The sequence below is a fragment of the Pseudalkalibacillus sp. SCS-8 genome (assembly GCF_040126055.1).
GTDB classification, from domain to species: Bacteria; Bacillota; Bacilli; order Bacillales; family Fictibacillaceae; genus Pseudalkalibacillus; species Pseudalkalibacillus nanhaiensis.
On sequence record NZ_CP143541.1, the window covers coordinates 1,628,694 to 1,648,893 of the forward strand.

The 20,200-nt window shown below is 43.7% G+C and carries 17 protein-coding genes; 16 read left to right on the forward strand and 1 reads right to left on the reverse strand.

The features are described from left to right. Positions 1 to 8: 8 nt before the first annotated feature. The 15 genes from V1497_RS08440 to pnp all read left to right on the forward strand — a co-directional run bounded on the left by V1497_RS08440 (position 9) and on the right by pnp (position 18,828). Complete coding sequence (locus tag V1497_RS08440) at positions 9 to 1,157, forward strand: 1-deoxy-D-xylulose-5-phosphate reductoisomerase (RefSeq protein ID WP_349410530.1); 1,149 nt, start codon at positions 9 to 11, stop codon at positions 1,155 to 1,157. A 14-nt stretch (positions 1,158 to 1,171) separates the two neighbouring features. Next, positions 1,172 to 2,431 carry an RIP metalloprotease RseP gene (rseP, locus tag V1497_RS08445; RefSeq protein WP_349410531.1) on the forward strand — a complete coding sequence of 420 codons (1,260 nt, stop codon included), beginning with the start codon at positions 1,172 to 1,174 and terminating at the stop codon, positions 2,429 to 2,431. Between the two features lie 209 nt (positions 2,432 to 2,640). Beyond that, on the forward strand, positions 2,641 to 4,347 hold the full coding sequence (locus tag V1497_RS08450) for a proline--tRNA ligase (RefSeq protein ID WP_349410532.1): 1,707 nt from the start codon (positions 2,641 to 2,643) through the stop codon (positions 4,345 to 4,347). A 97-nt stretch (positions 4,348 to 4,444) separates the two neighbouring features. Beyond that, positions 4,445 to 8,740, forward strand: coding sequence for a PolC-type DNA polymerase III (locus V1497_RS08455; protein ID WP_349410533.1), 4,296 nt, complete (start codon positions 4,445 to 4,447; stop codon positions 8,738 to 8,740). 184 nt (positions 8,741 to 8,924) lie between these two features. Next, positions 8,925 to 9,395: a ribosome maturation factor RimP gene (rimP, locus tag V1497_RS08460; RefSeq protein WP_349410534.1), complete on the forward strand. Its 471-nt coding sequence runs from the start codon at positions 8,925 to 8,927 to the stop codon at positions 9,393 to 9,395. Positions 9,396 to 9,412: 17 nt separating this feature from the next. After that, the gene (gene nusA, locus V1497_RS08465) at positions 9,413 to 10,516 is read left to right on the forward strand and encodes a transcription termination factor NusA (protein ID WP_349410535.1); all 1,104 of its coding nucleotides are present in this window, start codon (positions 9,413 to 9,415) and stop codon (positions 10,514 to 10,516) included. A 15-nt stretch (positions 10,517 to 10,531) separates the two neighbouring features. Continuing rightward, the gene (rnpM, locus tag V1497_RS08470; protein WP_349410536.1) at positions 10,532 to 10,807 is read left to right on the forward strand and encodes an RNase P modulator RnpM; all 276 of its coding nucleotides are present in this window, start codon (positions 10,532 to 10,534) and stop codon (positions 10,805 to 10,807) included. Beyond that, the gene (locus tag V1497_RS08475; protein ID WP_349410537.1) at positions 10,804 to 11,106 is read left to right on the forward strand and encodes a YlxQ family RNA-binding protein; all 303 of its coding nucleotides are present in this window, start codon (positions 10,804 to 10,806) and stop codon (positions 11,104 to 11,106) included. Before rnpM ends, V1497_RS08475 begins: the two co-directional genes overlap by 4 nt. Positions 11,107 to 11,122: 16 nt before the next feature. After that, the gene (gene infB / locus V1497_RS08480; protein WP_349410538.1) at positions 11,123 to 13,345 is read left to right on the forward strand and encodes a translation initiation factor IF-2; all 2,223 of its coding nucleotides are present in this window, start codon (positions 11,123 to 11,125) and stop codon (positions 13,343 to 13,345) included. A 44-nt stretch (positions 13,346 to 13,389) separates the two neighbouring features. Beyond that, positions 13,390 to 13,620, forward strand: coding sequence for a DUF503 domain-containing protein (locus tag V1497_RS08485; RefSeq protein ID WP_349410539.1), 231 nt, complete (start codon positions 13,390 to 13,392; stop codon positions 13,618 to 13,620). A gap of 100 nt (positions 13,621 to 13,720) precedes the next feature. After that, entirely contained in the window at positions 13,721 to 14,071 is a 351-nt protein-coding gene (gene rbfA / locus V1497_RS08490; RefSeq protein WP_349410540.1) for a 30S ribosome-binding factor RbfA, read from the forward strand. Between the two features lie 158 nt (positions 14,072 to 14,229). Next, a complete protein-coding gene (gene truB, locus V1497_RS08495; RefSeq protein WP_349410541.1) occupies positions 14,230 to 15,150 on the forward strand; it encodes a tRNA pseudouridine(55) synthase TruB in 921 nt (306 codons plus the stop codon). Positions 15,151 to 15,165: 15 nt separating this feature from the next. Beyond that, the gene (ribF, locus tag V1497_RS08500; protein ID WP_414703612.1) at positions 15,166 to 16,110 is read left to right on the forward strand and encodes a bifunctional riboflavin kinase/FAD synthetase; all 945 of its coding nucleotides are present in this window, start codon (positions 15,166 to 15,168) and stop codon (positions 16,108 to 16,110) included. Positions 16,111 to 16,246: 136 nt separating this feature from the next. Continuing rightward, entirely contained in the window at positions 16,247 to 16,516 is a 270-nt protein-coding gene (rpsO, locus tag V1497_RS08505) for a 30S ribosomal protein S15 (RefSeq protein WP_349410542.1), read from the forward strand. A 206-nt stretch (positions 16,517 to 16,722) separates the two neighbouring features. Next, entirely contained in the window at positions 16,723 to 18,828 is a 2,106-nt protein-coding gene (pnp, locus tag V1497_RS08510) for a polyribonucleotide nucleotidyltransferase (protein WP_349410543.1), read from the forward strand. A 121-nt stretch (positions 18,829 to 18,949) separates the two neighbouring features. Here the strand turns inward: pnp and V1497_RS08515 are convergent, their stop codons facing one another. Next, positions 18,950 to 19,129 (reverse strand): hypothetical protein, encoded by a 180-nt coding sequence (locus V1497_RS08515; protein WP_349410544.1) that lies wholly within the window; start codon positions 19,127 to 19,129, stop codon positions 18,950 to 18,952. A gap of 75 nt (positions 19,130 to 19,204) precedes the next feature. Between V1497_RS08515 and V1497_RS08520 the strand changes: the two genes are divergently transcribed. Next, positions 19,205 to 20,194 (forward strand): polysaccharide deacetylase family protein, encoded by a 990-nt coding sequence (locus V1497_RS08520; RefSeq protein WP_349410545.1) that lies wholly within the window; start codon positions 19,205 to 19,207, stop codon positions 20,192 to 20,194. The last annotated feature ends 6 nt before the right edge of the window (positions 20,195 to 20,200 follow it).

Consider the following 20,200-nt stretch of genomic DNA (forward strand, 5'->3'; position numbering starts at 1 on the left):
AGGAACGCATGAAATCTATCAGTATTCTAGGCGCTACCGGATCAATCGGAACGCAGACGTTCGACGTAGTCCGATCACATCCAGAGCAGTTTTGTGTTACATCATTCTCTTTCGGTAAAAATTTGAAGCTGGGTAAAGCATTAATTGAAGAGTTCCGCCCAAACGTCGTTTCAGTTTCAACGAAAGAACTGGCAGAGGAATTAAAAAGGACTATCTCTCATTCTTGTCACGTATATTATGGAGAGGAAGGACTGTTGGAGGTTGCTACGGATCCAAAATCAGACATTTTGATCAATGCTGTGATGGGGAGTGTCGGTCTTGGGCCTACTCTTGCAGCCATTGAAGAAAGAAAAACGATTGCTCTTGCCAATAAAGAAACGTTGGTAACAGCGGGTCATATCGTCATGGACCGGGCCAAACGTCTTGGTGTTTCCATTCTACCTGTCGATAGTGAGCACTCGGCCATCTTTCAGTGCCTGAATGGAGAGAATAAACGTGAGATGAGTAAAATGATTCTTACAGCTTCTGGAGGAAGCTTCAGGGATAAAAGCCGCAGTGATCTTGAAGGTGTTACGGTAGAAGAAGCGTTGAATCATCCAAACTGGTCGATGGGCTCAAAGATCACAATCGATTCAGCAACGATGATGAATAAGGGCCTCGAGGTTATTGAAGCCCATTGGTTCTTCGGGACAAGCTATGAAAATATCGATGTCGTGCTTCATCGCGAAAGCGTCATTCACTCCATGGTTGAGTTTGTCGATGGCAGTGTGATTGCACATCTAGGAACGCCTGACATGAAGGTGCCAATCCAATATGCGCTCACGTATCCGAAGAGACTTGAAGTCATGGGTGGAAAAAGGTTAAACTTGGTAGAAGTCGGTTCGTTGCATTTTGAAACGATGGATATGGAACGATTCCCTTGTTTACGCTACGCATATGAAGCTGGAAAAGCTGGGGGAACGATGCCTACAGTGCTTAATGCTGCCAATGAAGCAGCTGTTGAAGCATTTCTGAATGGTCAAATTCCTTTCTTGGAAATCGAATCATTGATTGAACATGCATTGGAAGTACATGACGTCATTAAAGACCCATCGCTTTCAGATATCCATGAAGTGGATGTCTCGACTCGTCGATTTGTACAAACACTTATTGTGTAAAGGTGGTCACATATATGAACACGATCTTTTCTATCATCATCATTTTCGGAGCGCTTGTCTTTTTTCATGAGCTTGGCCATTTGCTTCTCGCGAAAAGAGCTGGAATTCTTTGTCGTGAATTTGCGATTGGATTCGGTCCGAAAATCTTTTCCACTAAAAAAGGAGAAACGCTTTATACAATTCGTCTCCTACCGCTAGGCGGATTCGTCCGGATGGCTGGTGAGGATCCGGAAGGTATAGAAATTAAGCCAGGTGCACGTGTCGGGATGGTTTTCGATCAGGAAGGTAAAGTGAAGCAGATCATTGCCAATCAACTTACGAGATATCCTGATGCGAAAGTCGTTACAATCGAAAAGGCAGACCTTGAACATGATCTGGTCCTACGAGGACATGTGTCCGAAGAAATGACAGAAACTTACCCTGTCCATCCTGAAGCAGAATTTATCCAGGATGGGATGCCGATGCAGATCGCACCATACAATCGTCAATTTGGCTCAAAGTCTCTATGGGACCGTTTCTTGGCTATCTTTGCAGGTCCGTTCATGAATTTCCTGCTTGCATTCGTATTATTGACGATTTATGCCGTCACGCAAGGCATTCCTGTCGATCAAAGCAAGCTTGGGGAATTGGACCCTAAAGGTGCAGCCTACCAAGCTGGACTGCAAGAAGGCGATCAGGTTTTATCTGTAGATGGTGAAGCAGTCAATACATGGAGAGAGCTCGTAACTGTTATCCAGAGCAATCCGAATGAGGAACTTCAATTCACGATTCAGCGTGATGGAGAAACAAAGAACGTCATGGTTAAGCCGGAAGAACGTAAGGGACAGGATGGAAAAGCAGAAGGATTCATCGGTGTTTACATGCCAACTGAGGTTTCTTTCCTTGGCTCCTTAACGTACGGTGTACAAAAGACAGGAGAACTTACAGTTGCAATCATACAAGCCATCGGCCAATTGGTAACCGGACAAATCGCTTTCGACAATCTATCTGGTCCAGTGGGCATCTACAATTATACAGATCAAGTGGCGGATGAAGGTGTGTTCGTCTTGTTCCAATGGGCGGCATTTCTAAGCATCAACCTCGGAATCTTCAATTTGCTTCCGCTCCCTGCTCTTGATGGAGGACGGCTGACATTCCTTGCAATTGAAGGAATCCGCGGGAAGCCATTGGATCCTCAGAAAGAAGGACTCGTCCATTTCATCGGGTTTGCGTTATTGATGCTCCTGATGATCGTCGTTACTTGGAATGATATTCACAAATTTTTCATCAATTAATGAAATGGAAATGGTCTGACTCATAGATTTATGTTGTGAGTCAGACTTTTTCATTTTCCAACCTATTCCTTCCATCTTCAATCGTTTTGGATAAAACGGTTGATTTTTCTGTTCACTACCTTTTAAATTAAAGAAGAGTATCATGCGATGAACTTGAAAATACATAGATGCAAGTAAATCAGAACTATAAGTGAAGAAGGTGTCATAACGTGAGACAAAGCAAGTTTTATATACCAACTCTTAGAGAAGTACCAGCAGATGCAGAAGCAAAAAGCCACCAGCTACTCGTCAGGGCGGGGTTCATCCGCCAAAGTGTATCTGGTGTCTATTCTTTCTTACCGCTTGGTAGGAGAGTGCTTAGGAAGCTTGAAACCATCATCCGTGAAGAAATGGATGGAATCGGATCGCAGGAAGTCTTGATGCCCGCGCTTCAACCATCTGAGCTTTGGGAAGAATCAGGAAGATGGCGTACATATGGTCCTGAACTCATGCGTTTGAATGACAGGCATGACCGCACATTTGCATTAGGTGCTACCCACGAGGAATTGATTACAAGTTTGCTTCGAGATGAAGTCAAATCGTACAAGCGCTTACCAATGGTCCTCTATCAAATCCAGGGGAAATTCAGAGATGAAAAGCGACCAAGGTTCGGGCTGCTAAGAGGCCGTGAATTCATCATGAAGGATGCCTATTCATTCGATATGGATGAAGATGGCCTCGATCAGAATTATGATGAAATCTTCAAAGCCTATCAAAATGTTTTCAAGCGTTGTGGACTTGACTTCCGTGCGGTCATCGCTGATTCAGGTGCGATGGGTGGAAAAGATACGCATGAATTCATGGTATTAGCTGAAATTGGTGAGGATACGATCGCTTATTCAAATGAATCTGATTATGCAGCTAACGTCGAGATGGCTCCGGTGAAGATCAGCTATACGAAGAAAGAAGAAGAACAGAAGGATCTTTCAAAAGTACACACGCCTGACAGAAAAACGATAAAAGATGTAGCCGACTATTTAAATGTTTCTTCGGAGGATTGCATCAAATCCCTCCTTTGGATGGTGGATGACCGACCAGTACTCGTTCTTTCACGAGGCGATCATGAAATCAATGATATAAAAGTGAAGAATGTAATGGATGCTGAAACGGTTGAATTGGCAACGGAAGAACAGACAAAAGAAATCCTCGGTTGTGAAACGGGTTATATCGGACCGATCGATGTACCTGAAAGTGTGACCGTCATTGCAGATTATGCTGTTACGTCTGTGGTCAACGGCGTTTGCGGTGCGAATGAGCGGGAAATGCATTTCGAAAACGTAAATCCAGAAAGAGACTTTACCGTTGATCGATATGAAGATTTACGGTTCATCCAAGAAGGAGATCCTTCTCCGGATGGTCAAGGCACGATCGTCTTTGCGAGAGGTATCGAAGTCGGACATGTCTTCAAGCTGGGTACACGATACAGTGAAGCGTTAGGAGCGACGATCCTCGATAAAAATGGTAAATCATCACCAATCGTCATGGGCTCCTATGGAATAGGTGTATCAAGGACCATGGCAGCTGTCGTTGAACAATTGCATGATGAGAATGGGATTCTTTGGCCGACTTCATTAGCGCCATTCGATGCCCACTTGATTTGCGTGAATCCTAAGAATGCCAGCCAGTCCGAAAAAGCTGAGGCGCTTTATAACGATTTGAAATCTCAAGGTTTTGATGTGTTATATGATGATCGTAAAGAAAGAGCGGGTGTGAAATTCACAGATGCAGATCTCATCGGATTACCGATCCAGATTATCGTAGGAAAACGGGCTGATGAAGGGATTGTAGAAGTAAAAGAACGTAAGACCGGAGAAAAAGAAGAAATGTCAATTGATGAAGTCAATGCATTTCTAAGAACGTTTTTCAGTAATAGATAAATGACCTGGGGCTGACAACGTTATGATTCGTCAGTCCCTTGCCTTTGGCAGCATGGGTGAGACTGTGTAAACAGGAATGAAAGGAGTACTGTCCTAGATGGAAGATCTTGAAATCCGGAAAGAACGTCTGACACTTTTGTTAGACCAGATCGGATTCCCTGAAGAGAAAAGGTCCTTATTTGAAGGTGGCTATTTACAACGACTGAGCATTCAGAAAGAGAAAAAGAAATGGACGTTTCACATTGTCTTGAAATCGCAGCTGCCATTTGAAGCATATCAGTTAATGATGACTTTAATGAAGAAAGCATTCCATTCCATTGCTGAAACGGATTGTATGATTCATTGTAGTGAACCAAACCTCAATCCTGAGCTTTTTGGCGGGTACTGGAATATGTGTATCAATCAGCTCCAGAACCAGTCACTTCCTGTACTGGATATCTTGATGGATAAGTCGCCTTCCTTGGAAGGAAACAAAGTCACCGTAACTGTCTCAAACGATGCACAATCGATGCTGTTTCAACGTAAGCTCGCACCTGCACTCGGTTCCACCTTCAAGAAATTCGGTTTTCCTGCTCTTATGTTTGAAACCAAAGTGGAACAGAACGAAGAAGACTATCAAAAATTTGTCGAGCAGCGTGAACAGGAAGACAAGACCAAAGTGATGGCCGCTTTGATGGAGAAAGAAAAAGCAGAGAAGAAGCTTGAAAATGGAATTCGTGAAGAGAAGCTTAAAATTGGATATGGCATAAAAGATGAACCCGTACAGATCCAATCAATCGTTGATGAGGAACGGAAAGTGACACTTCAAGGCTATGTGTTCGACGCAGAGACACGTGAGCTGCGAAGCGGACGGACATTACTGACGTTCAAGATTACGGACTATACGGATTCAATCTTAATTAAAATGTTTTCGCGTGATAAGGAAGATATCCCTAAGCTCCAAGCCGTGCAAAAAGGCATGTGGGTCAAGGTGCGCGGTGGAATTCAAAACGATACATTCGTCCGTGACCTTGTCATGATTGCAAATGATGTTGAGGAATTGAATCCGAAACAAAAAGTGGATGAAGCACCTGAAGATGAAAAACGTGTTGAATTACACCTGCACACACCAATGAGTCAAATGGATGCTGTCAGTTCCACCTCTTCATTGATTGAACAAGCAGCGAAGTGGGGGCATCCCGCTGTCGCGATTACCGATCATGCTGTAGTCCAATCCTATCCTGAAGCTTATTCAGCTGGGAAGAAGCACGGAATTAAAATATTGTTCGGACTGGAAGCGAACCTTGTCGATGACGGTGTCCCGATCGCCTATAACGACCAACACAGGAATCTTGAAGAGGAAACGTACATTGTATTTGACGTCGAAACGACAGGTTTGTCTGCGGTCTACAACAAAATCATCGAGCTGGCCGCAGTGAAAATCAGAGGTGGAGAGGTGATCGATAAGTTCGAAGCATTCGCTAATCCTCATCACCCATTATCGCCAACAACGATCGAATTGACAGGAATCACCGACGACATGGTTGAAAATGCTCCTGAGATCGAAGAGGTCCTTAAGGATTTTCATTCATTCATTGAAGATGGAATTCTGGTTGCCCACAATGCAAGCTTCGATATGGGGTTCTTGAATGTAGGTTTCCGAAAGATCGGTTTAGGCGAAGCGAAAAACCCGGTGATTGATACGCTTGAGTTGGGAAGATTCCTTTATCCTGAATTCAAAAACCATAGGCTGAATACGTTGTGTAAAAAGTTTGACATCGAGCTGACGCAGCACCATAGAGCGATTTACGATGCCGAGGCCACTGGGTATCTACTGTTGAAAATGCTGAAGGACAGTTTAGAGAAGGGGATCACCCACCATGATCAATTCAATGATCATATGGGTGAAACCGGGTTCGAACGAACAAGACCGTCCCATTGTATCCTCCTGGCTAAGAATCAGGAGGGTTTGAAGAACATTTATAAATTGGTCAGTGAATCACATGTCAACTACTTTTACCGTACACCACGAATTCCTCGGTCAAAACTTAAAAAGCATCGGGAAGGTGTTCTCGTAGGATCAGGTTGTGATAAAGGAGAAGTCTTTGAAGGGATGATGCAGAAATCTCCTGAAGAAGTCGAAGAGATTGCAAGATTTTATGATTATCTGGAAGTTCAGCCTTTAGGCAATTATGCCCATCTGATCGAAAAAGAGCTTGTACAAAATGAGCTTGCATTAAAAGAGATCGTCACAAATATCGTGAAGCTCGGTGAGAAATTAGGTAAGCCCGTTGTGGCTACAGGCAACGTCCATTACTTGCATGAGACTGATAAAATCTATCGTAAAATCCTGATCGGAAGCCAGGGGAATGCTAATCCGTTGAATCGCCAAAAACATCCCGACGTCCATTTCCGTACAACGAATGAAATGCTGGATGAGTTTTCATTCCTCGATAACGAGACGGCAAAAAAGATCGTCGTCGAAAACACGCAGGCGATTGCTGACCAGATCGAAGAAGTAAAACCGATTCCGGATGATCTATATACCCCGAAGATTGAAGGGGCAGATGATGAAATTCGTAACATGAGTTATGAACGGGCAAGGAGCATCTATGGGGAAGAGCTCCCTAAGCTTGTTGAGGATCGACTGGAAAAAGAACTCAAGAGTATCATTGGTCACGGATTCGCAGTCATTTATTTGATTTCACATAAACTCGTCAAGAAGTCTTTGAATGATGGCTATCTTGTCGGCTCCCGTGGATCTGTCGGGTCCTCATTCGTTGCAACGATGACGGAAATTACGGAAGTGAATCCATTACCTCCACATTACGTCTGCCCATCCTGTAAAAAGTCGATCTTCTTCGATGATGGCTCAGTAGGATCTGGGTTCGACCTTCCGGATAAAGATTGTGAAACTTGTGGCGTTCCTTATACGAAAGACGGACATGATATCCCGTTTGAAACCTTCCTTGGATTCAAAGGAGATAAAGTTCCGGATATTGACTTGAACTTCTCTGGGGAGTACCAGCCTCGGGCCCATAATTATACGAAAGAATTGTTCGGTGAGGATTATGTCTACCGTGCAGGAACGATAGGTACAGTTGCTGAGAAAACAGCTTATGGTTATGTGAAGGGATATGCTTCGGATTACGACATCCATTACAGGGGTGCAGAGATTGACCGGCTTGTAAGTGGTTGTACAGGCGTAAAACGGACGTCAGGACAGCATCCTGGCGGAATCATCGTTGTTCCTGACTATATGGATATATTTGATTTCTGTCCGATTCAATATCCTGCTGATGATAAGAACTCGGAATGGAAGACTACCCATTTTGATTTCCACTCCATTCATGATAATTTATTGAAGCTGGACATACTCGGGCACGATGATCCTACGGTCATCCGGATGCTGCAAGATCTTTCCGGCATTGATCCAAAGACAATCCCGACAGATGACGCAGAGGTCATGAAATTGTTCAGCGGTACAGAATCACTAGGCGTGACTGAAGAACAAATCCTTTGTAAGACAGGAACCTACGGTATACCTGAGTTTGGAACTAGATTCGTACGTCAAATGCTCGAAGATACGAAACCTAGCACTTTTTCAGAATTGGTTCAGATTTCGGGTCTGTCACATGGGACGGATGTTTGGTTGAACAATGCAAATGAGTTGATTGCCAACGGAACCTGTGAACTGAAAGACGTAATCGGTTGTCGTGACGATATCATGGTGTACTTGATCTATAAAGGATTGGAACCGTCTCTTGCGTTTAAGATCATGGAATTTGTCAGAAAGGGAAGAGGACTTCAGGACGAGTGGATCGAGGAAATGAAGAAGCACGATGTACCGGATTGGTATATCGAATCCTGCAAAAAGATCAAATACATGTTCCCGAAAGCCCACGCTGCGGCCTATGTATTGATGGCTGTCCGTATTGCCTATTTCAAGGTCCATCATCCGATCTTGTTCTATGCTGCTTACTTTACGGTAAGGGCTGATGATTTTGATCTTGAAACGATGATTAGAGGATCGATGTCAATTAAAAACCGGATTGAAGAGATCAATCAAAAAGGATTGGAAGCTTCACCGAAGGAAAAGAGTTTGATGACTGTACTTGAATTGGCATTAGAGATGTGCGAACGCGGATTCAAGTTCCAAAAAGTCGACCTGTACAGATCGTCAGCATCAGAATTCATCGTAGATGGGGATACACTCATCCCACCATTCAACGCAATCCCTGGATTGGGGACAAACGCTGCAATCAACATCGTAAAAGCACGCGAAAACGGGGAATTCCTATCCAAGGAAGATTTGCAACAACGAAGTAAGATTTCGAAGACTGTGCTTCAATATCTTGAAGATCAAGGGTGCCTCGAAGGTCTTCCAGATGCAAATCAGTTATCCCTCTTCTAGCACCTTGCTCAGTTGCAATAGTATCGATGTTTATGGTATATTGAATTTGGAAATACTAGTGAATAGGTCGTCGGAAGGAGTGGGTGCCAGCCCACTCTTTCATTTATGTTTGATCTTTTTTTCTAGCGGATGATTCTATTACGAAAGAACATGTTAACGTTTTATTGATAAAGGAGGACCATTCATGAGTCAGAAGGTGACAGAGATAACAGAAGAACTCGTCACACCCATTCTAGAATCCATGGACCTTGAACTAGTCGATATCGAGTACGTGAAAGAAGGAAAGAACTGGTTTCTAAGGGTTTACATCGATAGTGAAGATGGCGTTGACATCGAAGAGTGCGGTAAAGTCAGTGAGCAACTAAGTGAAGAGCTTGATCGGGTTGATCCGATTTCTCAAGCTTATTTCCTTGAGGTATCTTCACCCGGGGTGGAACGCCCTCTGAAAAAGGAATCAGATTTCCAAAAGGCGATTGGAAAACACGTTTATGTGAAAACGTATGAGCAGATTGATGGCCAGAAAGAATTCGAAGGCACGCTCACGTCCTTTGACGGAACTGAATTGAAGATTGACATACGTATCAAAACGAGGACGAAAACGATTACGATACCGTACGAGAAGGTAGCCAGCTCAAGACTAGCGGTATCATTCTAAATAAGGGGGAGAGTCAAATGAGCGATTTAATGGATGCACTGACGGTTCTTGAGAAGGAAAAGGGAATTAGCAAAGATGTTATCGTGGAAGCGATTGAAGCTGCACTCATCTCTGCCTACAAAAGAAATTTCCACCAAGCTCAAAATGTCCGCGTGGATTTCAATCAAGATACAGGAAGTGTAAAAGTATTCGCAAGAAAGAATGTTGTAGAGGAAATTGAGGATAGTCGACTTGAAATTTCGGTTGATCAAGCGAAAGAGATGAACCCTCAATATGAAGCTGGAGATGTTGTGGAATTAGAAGTCACACCGAAAGACTTCGGCCGTATTGCCGCTCAAACAGCAAAGCAAGTCGTCACGCAACGTGTCCGTGAAGCGGAAAGAGGCATCATCTATTCCGAATTCATCGATCGGGAAGAAGACATCATCACGGGTGTCGTCCAACGTCAGGACCACCGTTTCATGTATGTTGACCTTGGGAGAGTAGAAGCATTGCTCCCTACATCCGAACAGATTCAATCGGAATCCTATAAGACAAATGACCGAATCAAAGTGTTCATCACCAAAGTGGAAAAGACGACAAAAGGTCCCCAAATCATGGTTTCTAGAACACACCCTGGTCTCTTAAAACGATTGTTCGAATTGGAAGTGCCTGAAATCTATGATGGTACAGTTGAGATCAAATCGATTTCACGTGAAGCAGGTGACCGTTCAAAGATTTCCGTTCATGCAGAAGATCCTGAAGTCGATCCTGTAGGATCCTGCGTCGGACCAAGAGGACAACGGGTCCAAACCATCGTTAATGAATTACACGGTGAAAAAATTGATATTGTCAGATGGTCAAACGACCCTGTTGAATATGTAGCAAATGCATTAAGTCCATCAAAAGTACTTGAAGTCCAAGTGAATGAAGAAGAAAAAATGACCAGAGTCATCGTTCCTGACTATCAGCTATCTTTGGCAATTGGTAAGAGAGGTCAAAATGCTAGATTAGCTGCTAAATTGACAGGTTGGAAAATTGACATCAAGAGCGAATCTGAAGCGGTTGAACAAGGATTGTATGATCCTAACCAACAGCCTGCCGAAGAACCGGACACATTTGAGGAAGAACTGGAAGATTAAAAGGAGAGAGAAACGATGAAAAAGCGGAAAATACCGATGCGAAAATGTATTGCTTGTCAAGAACACAAGCCGAAAAAGGAACTGCTTCGCATTGTCCGTACTCCGGAGGGAGAAGTTTCGATCGATCTTACCGGTAAAAAGTCTGGCAGAGGTGCTTATATTTGTAATCAGGTCTCATGTCTGGAATTGGCACAAAAGAAAAATGCATTCCAAAGTCAACTATCCGTTCCGATTTCTGATGAAGTTTATGAAGAGCTGAAGGGTCAGTTGGAGAAAGCGAAAAGCCAATGAAGTCATCATGGACCTCCTTATTAGGCTTAGCCAATCGTGCAGGCAAATGCGTCTCAGGTGAAGAACTCGTACTTAACGAAATCCGGAAGCGTCGTGCCAAAATGATCTTGCTAGCCAATGATGCATCCGCCAATACAAGAAAGAAAGTAATTGATAAATGTACTTATTATCAAATTCCTTATTATATCGTTCCGAATCGATATGAGTTGGGAAATGCAATTGGGAAAGAACAACGGGTGACCGTTGCTGTGATCGATAATGGATTTACGGAGAAATTGAAAACCTTAATCGATCAATAATACTGGGGGTGACCAAATGAGTAAGATGCGCGTTTATGAATATGCGAAAAAAAATAATGTGCAAAGTAAAGATGTAATCCAAAAGTTGAAAACAATGAATATAGAAGTATCCAATCATATGTCTACGATCGAAGATACGACAGTGAACAAGCTGGATGCTGCTTTCCAACCAAAGAAGAATGAAAGCAAGGAGAATTCTCCTTCAAAGAAACCTGCCAATCAATCAGACCGACAGAAAAGTAACAAACCTGAAAATCGTAATAACAACAGACAAAATAGCGACAACCGGGGATCAGGTCGACCTGATCAACGTCCTGGGGGTAATAAACAACAAGGGTCTAACAACAATAACCGGGGCAACCGTAAACCGAACAACAATGATAACCGAGGAAACAATCGTCCCAATAAAGGTAGAGGCGGAAGGAACAACCGTTCTGGTAACAACCAGCCTCAAACACCTCGTAGAGAGCCTGTAAAGCCTAAGATGCCTGAAAAGATTACATTCGAAGGTTCATTGACGGTTGGAGAAATGGCAAAGAAGCTACACATCGAATCCTCTGAAATCATCAAGAAATTGATGGGGCTCGGTGTAATGGCGACCATCAACCAGGAGCTTGATAAAGAGACGATCGAGCTTGTAGCGGCTGACTTCAATGTCGAAGTCGAAGAAGAAATCATCATTGACGAAACGAATTTCGAAGAAAACGAAATTGAAGAAGATGAAAGCAAATTGATGATCCGTCCACCTGTCGTGACTATCATGGGACACGTCGACCATGGTAAGACGACGTTGTTGGATTCAATTCGAAAAACGAAGGTTGCTGCTGGTGAAGCAGGCGGAATTACGCAACATATCGGGGCTTATCAGATCAAGGAAAACGACAAACCGATCACCTTCTTGGATACACCTGGTCACGCAGCATTCACAACGATGCGTGCGCGCGGGGCACAAGTTACCGATATTACGATTCTAGTCGTAGCCGCAGACGATGGTGTCATGCCACAAACGATCGAAGCGATCAACCATGCGAAAGCAGCCGGTGTACCGATCATCGTTGCTGTCAACAAGATGGATAAAGAAGGTGCCAATCCGGACCGTGTCATGCAGGAATTGACAGAGCATGAATTGATTCCTGAAGACTGGGGTGGAGAAACGATTTTCGTCAAGCTTTCTGCAATCAGCGGGGAAGGGATTGATGAATTGCTAGAAATGATTCTTCTTGTCGCTGAAATGGAAGAGCACAAAGCAAATCCAGAACGCTTTGCAAACGGTACGGTCATTGAAGCGCAATTGGATAAAGGCCGCGGGCCTGTCGCTACACTCCTTGTACAAGGTGGGACGCTTGAAGTCGGTGACCCGATCGTTGTCGGTAATACGTTCGGTCGCGTACGTGCGATGGTTAATGATCTAGGCCGCCGTGTGAAAAAAGCGGGTCCATCTACGCCTGTGGAAATTACCGGTTTAAACGATGTTCCTAATGCTGGTGATCAGTTCAGGGTCTTCAAGGATGAAAAGAAGGCTCGTTCCATCGGTGAAGCTCGTGCCAAGCGTCAAATCGAACAACAAAGAAGAGAATCCTCTAAACTGAACCTGGATGATCTCTTCGATCAAATTAAAGAAGGAGACATCAAGGAAATCAATGTCATCCTGAAAGCAGATGTACAAGGATCGGTTGAAGCACTTGCCAGCTCCTTGCAGAAGATCGACGTAGAGGGTGTGAAAGTCAAAATCATCCATACCGGTGTCGGTGCTATTGCTGAATCCGATATCATCCTGGCATCTGCATCAAATGCAATCATCATCGGCTTCAACGTTCGTCCGGATAGTAATGCGAAACGAACAGCAGAGGCTGAGAAGGTTGACATTCGACTGCATCGAATCATTTACAACGTCATCGATGAAATTGAATCAGCGATGAAAGGGATGCTTGACCCTATTTATCAGGAAAAGGTCATCGGTCAAGTTGAAGTACGTACAACCTTCAAAGTTTCAAAGGTTGGTACAATTGCCGGCTGTTATGTAACGGAAGGTAAAATCACACGTGAGTCAGGCGTGCGTCTCATCCGTGATGGAATCGTTGTTTTTGAAGGTGAAGTCGATACGTTGAAACGTTATAAAGATGATGCGAAAGAAGTCGCAACAGGATATGAATGTGGAATCACCCTTGAGAAATACAACGATATCAAGGAAGGCGACATCATCGAAGCTTATGTGATGGAAGAAGTAGAACGTAAATGATAGGGAGTTTGAAGTGTGAGTGTCATATCTATGACGCTCACTCTTTGAAAGAAAAACGTTCTGTCGTGAAGAAAGTGATTCAACGGCTTAAGAACCAATTCAATGTAGCAGTTGCCGAAACAGATCACCTTGAACTGTGGCAACGGTTCGAGATTGGGATCGTAACCGTTTCAAAGGATAAACAAGTGGTAGAAAGCGAATTGCAGCAGGTGCTGAAATTCATTGATCGCTTTGAAGAATTTGAAGTAACATCTTACGACATCGAACTGTTGTAATGTAGGCTTTCGAAGGTTCGACAGTAGCGTCATTTCCTATAGCATCATCCTACGGGAACGGGTAGACCCTATTCCTTTTAAGATGAAATGAGGTGTATTTATGAGTAATGTACGAGCAAATCGTGTAGCAGAACAAATGAAGAAAGAACTCGGTGAAATCCTCGGCCAAAAGATCAAGGATCCCCGTGTGGGCTTTGTAACGGTCACCGCAGTAGAAGTAACCGGTGATCTGCAGCAAGCGACTGTTTTCATTTCCGTATTCGGTGATGAGGAAGAAAAGGCGAATACATTAGCCGGGCTTGCAAAAGCGACAGGCTTCATTCGTTCTGAAATCGGAAAACGTATCCGTCTTCGGAAAACGCCTGAAATTCTGTTCCAATTCGATCATTCTATCGAATATGGCAACAGAATCGAAACACTATTAGATGAGATCAATGATAACCAGGAATGACAAATGAAAGGGATTGGCCTGTTCTATAATAAATACCTGATGCCTATCACAGGATGGTACACACTCTCCTCATGTGGGAGAAAGATAGCTGAAGGAGACAGGTCCGATCTCTTTTTCATTTCTCAAAATTGCAGTTGAGATTTGATGAGGTGGATGAAATGAAAGAAGCAGGAATAATCCCTTTACATAAACCTAGTGGAATGACGTCCCATGACTGCGTCGTCAGACTTAGAAGAATGCTTAAGACAAAGCGGGTCGGTCACACAGGGACACTCGATCCTGCCGTTTCAGGGGTTCTTCCAATCTGTATCAATCGCGCAACCAAAGTTGCAGAATACATGAGCGCATATAACAAAACGTATAAAGCGACTGTATCACTTGGTACATCTACGACAACTGAAGATCAAACCGGGGAAGTGTTAGACCAGGTCCCTGTTGACCCAAGTATGTTCCAGGATTTAGACCAAACCTTGAATCGGTTCCGGGGTGAAATTGAACAAACCCCTCCAATGTATTCAGCTGTCAAAGTGAACGGGAAAAGATTATATGAGTATGCAAGGGAAGGCATCGACGTTGAAAGACCTACGAGGAGGGTGAAAATTCACTCCTTGGAGCTTATCGGATCATTGAAGAAAAACGAGGAGACAGGAAATATCGAATTTCCAATTGAAGTCACTTGTAGTAAAGGGACTTACATACGGACCCTTGCGGTTGATATCGGGAAAGCATTCGGGGTGCCAGCGCATATGTCTTCCCTGGTACGTACCAAGTCTGGTCCGTTCACATTAGAACAAACAGTCACCTTTGAACAGTTGGAACAGAGAATAGAAGAGAAGGAAGGGCTAGGTCCATATCTTAAACCGATTGAGATGGCTTTATCCCTATTCCCCTCAGTCGTCGTCTCTGAGGAGACGGAGCGTCAGATCCTCAATGGGGCACTATTGAAAGAGACGAAAGAACTTTCCAACGAGAGGACTGCCGTTTATAATGGACGTGGAGAGTGTCTTGCAATCTATAAGCCCCATCCTGAACGACCTGGATGGGTGAAACCAGAAAAGGTGCTCAAAATTCAAGAATAGAACTTAGGTGGTAAATTGAAAACGTATAGGATCGACCACACCCAGCTCGAAGAACAAATGTCATTAAAACCGGCTGCTATGGCGATCGGGTATTTTGATGGAATCCACATCGGGCATAGCAAAGTCATTCAAACGGCGAAAGACATAGCGGATCAAAAAGGGATGGAATCTGCTGTCATGACTTTCGATCCTCACCCTTCCGTCGTACTCGGTAGAGAACGTACCGAAAAGGATTATATTACGCCTATTAAGGACAAAGAAACACTCATCGGTAAGATGGGAATCGACCGCTTATATATCGTTACTTTCAGTAAAGCATTTGCGTCTTTGACCCCTCAGCAATTCGTAGATGAATTCATCATCGGCTTGAACGTCAAGCATGTCATCGCCGGTTTTGATTTTTCCTTTGGAAAGAAAGGGGAGGGGACCATGGAAACCCTTCCGTTCCATTCACGTGGGAAATTCGAACAAACCGTTGTTGAAAAAGTCTCGATTGAAGGAGAAAAGGTGAGTTCGACCTTGATCCGGTCCCTCATCGAGGGAGGGCAAGTAGGAGACGTTCCAACCTATCTCGGAAGACGCTATCAAATTCGCGGAACCGTCATTCATGGTGACAACCGTGGTCATACCATCGGTTTTCCGACCGCGAACATCCAATTATCGGATACGTATAAGCTGCCCAAAACAGGTGTGTATGCGGTTAGAATGGAAGTGAATGGTGAATGGTACGATGGTGTATGCAATGTTGGCTACAAACCGACATTCCGGGATCAGCAACCAGATAAGCCCAGTGTCGAGGTCCACTTGTTCTCATTTGACGCCACCATTTATGGAGAAGAAGTCACTGTCGAGTGGTGTGAAAACATACGAAGTGAACAGAAATTTTCATCCATTGATGAATTGAAGGAACAAATTGCGAGAGATGTTGAGACTGCCAAAAGAATCTTACAAAATTCATAGGTCTTAACGGTTGCATTCAAACTCGAAAAGTTGTATCCTATTATTTGTACTATACGTACAGAACCGCTTCTTGGCACGACGAGTCACCGACGTGTGCTCGGAAGATGGGGATTAATAAATGAAGGAGGTGAACAGGATGGCTATTTCACAAGAGCGTAAAAACGACTTGATCAAAGAGTACAAGACTCATGAGAACGATACTGGGTCTCCAGAAGTACAGATTGCTATCCTAACAGAGCAAATCAACGAATTGAACGATCATTTGCGAACTCATAAGAAAGATCACCACTCTCGTCGTGGTCTACTAAAAATGGTTGGTAAGCGTCGTAATTTGTTAACGTACTTGCGTAAGAAAGACGTAACGCGATACCGTACTCTTATCAACAAACTTGGTTTGCGTCGATAGTCACCAAAAAGCGGGGTTTACTCCCGCTTTTTTATTAGCTTTAAAAACTTGAAGACGATACTGAAAGCAGATGTATGTCGGATGCATACATAATGTTGAAGATGATTACATATTGGGTAGTCCGCTTTTTGAACATCTGTTTTTGGGTTATAATAGAACAGTGTAACCTTATAATTCAATGAAGTTTGAGAGGAGTTCTCACTGAAATGGAACAAAATAAGCATGTCTATTCCATTGATTGGGCTGGCCGCAAGCTGACCCTTGAAATTGGAAATTTAGCTAAACAGGCCAATGGAGCCGTAATGGTACGCTATGGAGATACAGCCGTACTCTCGACAGCGACCGCATCGAAAGAACCGAAGAATTTGAGCTTTTTCCCGTTAACAGTAAACTACGAAGAGCGTCTTTACGCCGTGGGTAAGATTCCTGGTGGATTCATCAAACGTGAAGGACGCCCTAGTGAAAAGGCTGTTTTAGCATCCCGTTTAATTGACCGTCCAATCAGACCTTTATTCGCTGACGGGTTCCGTAATGAAGTACAAGTAGTCAGTACAGTCATGAGTGTTGACCAAGACTGCTCATCTGAAATGGCCGCAATGTTCGGTTCATCCTTAGCACTGACCATTTCTGATATCCCGTTTGAAGGACCGATCGCAGGTGTGGCTGTTGGTAGAATCGATGGAGAGTTCCTAATTAATCCTACAGTCGAACAAAAGGAACAAAGTGATATCAACTTGATCGTCGCTGGTACAAAGCATGCCATCAACATGGTTGAAGCAGGCGCACAGGAAGTCCCTGAGGAAGTCATGCTCGAAGCGATCATGTTCGGTCATGAAGAAATCAAACGATTGATTGCGTTCCAAGAAAAGATTGCTGAAGAAGTTGGCAAGGACAAGATGGAAGTCAAGCTTCACACACTTGATGAAGAATTGACTGAAGAAGTGTCAGGTCTTTTCCTCAATGATGTAAAAGAAGCGGTAAAAGTAGTGGAAAAGCATGCTCGTCAGGAAGCATTAGACCAAATTGCTGTCAAGTTGGCAGAGCATTACGAGGAAGATGAAGAAAAAGCTGCTGAAGCGAAAGAAATCCTACATATGCTTATCAAAAAAGAGGTAAGACGCCTTATTTTGAAAGATAAGCTTCGTCCAGACGGACGTAAGGTTGATGAAATCAGACCACTTTCATCTGAAGTAGGATTATTGCCAAGAACACATGGATCTGGATTGTTCACTCGAGGGCAGACCCAAGCATTGAGTATTTGTACGCTTGGAGCTTTAGGCGATGTCCAAGTTCTGGATGGGCTTGATATTGAAGAATCCAAACGATTTATGCATCACTACAATTTCCCACCATTCAGCGTCGGCGAAACAGGCTTCATGCGTGGACCTGGGCGTCGTGAAATCGGACATGGTGCATTAGGAGAACGTGCACTTGAAGCAGTTGTGCCTTCTGAAGAGGAATTCCCTTATACGATCCGTCTCGTAAGTGAAGTGTTGGAATCCAACGGCTCGACATCTCAGGCAAGTATTTGTGCAAGTACGCTGGCGATGATGGATGCTGGTATTCCGATTAAAGCACCTGTTGCTGGTATTGCGATGGGGCTGATCAGTGATGGAGAAGATGTGACCGTCCTTACAGACATTCAAGGAATGGAAGATCACCTCGGAGACATGGACTTTAAAGTGGCTGGAACGAAAAACGGTGTTACTGCGCTACAAATGGACATCAAAATTTCAGGTATCGACCGAGATATCTTGAAAGAAGCGCTTTTCCAAGCCAAAGAAGGACGAATGACGATTCTAGACTCCATGTTAAGTACATTGGGCGAATCCAGAACTGAATTGTCTGAATATGCACCGAAGATCCTTACAATGAAGATCAAGCCTGATAAGATTCGTGATGTGATCGGACCAAGTGGTAAGATCATCAACAAGATCATCGAAGATACAGGTGTCAAAATCGATATTGAACAAGATGGTACCATCTTCATCGCTTCTACAGATGAAGCCATGAATCAAAAAGCGAAAGAAACGATCGAAGATATCGTACGAGAGGTAGAAGTCGGAGAAATCTATCTTGGTAAAGTAAAACGAATTGAGAAATTCGGAGCGTTTGTTGAGCTATTCAGTGGTAAAGATGGTCTTGTCCACATTTCAGAGCTTGCTGAAGAAAGAATCCCTAAAGTTGAAGACGTCGTCAAAATCGGGGATGAAGTCCTTGTCAAAGTAACTGAAATTGATAACCAAGGACGGGTCAATCTATCACGTAAAGCTGTTCTTAAAGAACAGAAAAAAGCACAGGAACAAAAGTAAGAGACGGATGTTCAATCCGCCTCTTTTTTTTGTTTTTAGTGTTGATATTCAAAGAAAACAGAAGCGTATGGCGGCGACTCCAGCGGGAAAGCAACAGCTGAAGACCCCGCAGAGCGAGGAATTAAGGTTCTTCGACTAAAAACCACCACGTCCTGTGGTGAACGTCGAAGCCACCACATCCTGTGGAAGTGAGGAGGCTGAAGCGTTGCCCGCGGAAAGCGTCCGCCTGAAGCTGTTCAACATCAACAACCTTCTTTAATTGAGCCTCTTGTTTAAAATCATAATTCCATTCAACGTTCATCCATGGATCGTTCTCCCGGCTGTTCTAACATGTCCTTCCGTATCATAGCTTTACTGTAGGAAGGAGGGAAAACGGATGAAGAAGATGATGACGTTGTTAAGTATTATGTTGATTGTACTCATTTCATACATAAGTGTCCAAAACCCATTGACGGATGACTATTTGATGAATTTGAAAAATGGTGCGACTACGGTTTCTGTCATGACAGATAAACAGAATCTTAAAAGTGAAATCATCGATTACGCAAACAAGCATGATGTTAAGCCGATTGATGCGCGGATCGACCAAGTATGGAAAGCGATTCCGGGATATAACGGTTTTATCGTCGATGTAGATGCTTCATACAAGAGAATGAAAAAGAAGGGGAAGTTCGACGAATCCTTGATCGTATATAAACAAGTTCAGCCAGCCACATCTCTTGATGATCTCCCTCCTTCCCCAATCTACAAAGGGAATCCAGAAAAGCCGATGGTTACCTTTCTTGTGAATGTCGCATGGGGGAATGAATATCTTCCTGAAATCCTTGAAACGATGAAAAAACACAACGTCCATACGACGTTTTTCCTTGATGGATCATGGGTTAAGAAGAACCAGGATATGGCCAAGATCATTTATGAAGAAGGTCATGAAATCGGGAACCATGCTTACTCCCATCCTGATATGAAACAATTATCGAGAGCCAGAATCAATGAAGAGATAAAGAAGACGAATGACATCATTGAAAGTACGTTGGATGTTACTCCTAAATGGTTTGCGCCACCGAGCGGTAGTTATCGGATGGAAGTGGTTGAAATAGCTGATGCTCTTGAAATGAAGACGATCCTCTGGTCAGTGGATACCGTCGATTGGAGAAAGCCCGATCCAAATGAAATGGCATCACGAGTGGTATCAAAGGTTCACCCTGGTGCTATGATCCTGATGCATCCGACACATTCGACTGCTAAGGGATTGGAACAAATGATCAACGGTATTCGTTCAAAGGGGTATTCGATCGGGACCGTCTCTCAATTGATGAGCGAGAAACGGATTGTGAAAGCAGACCAATTCCCTGAAACCCGTAAGTAATTGTCG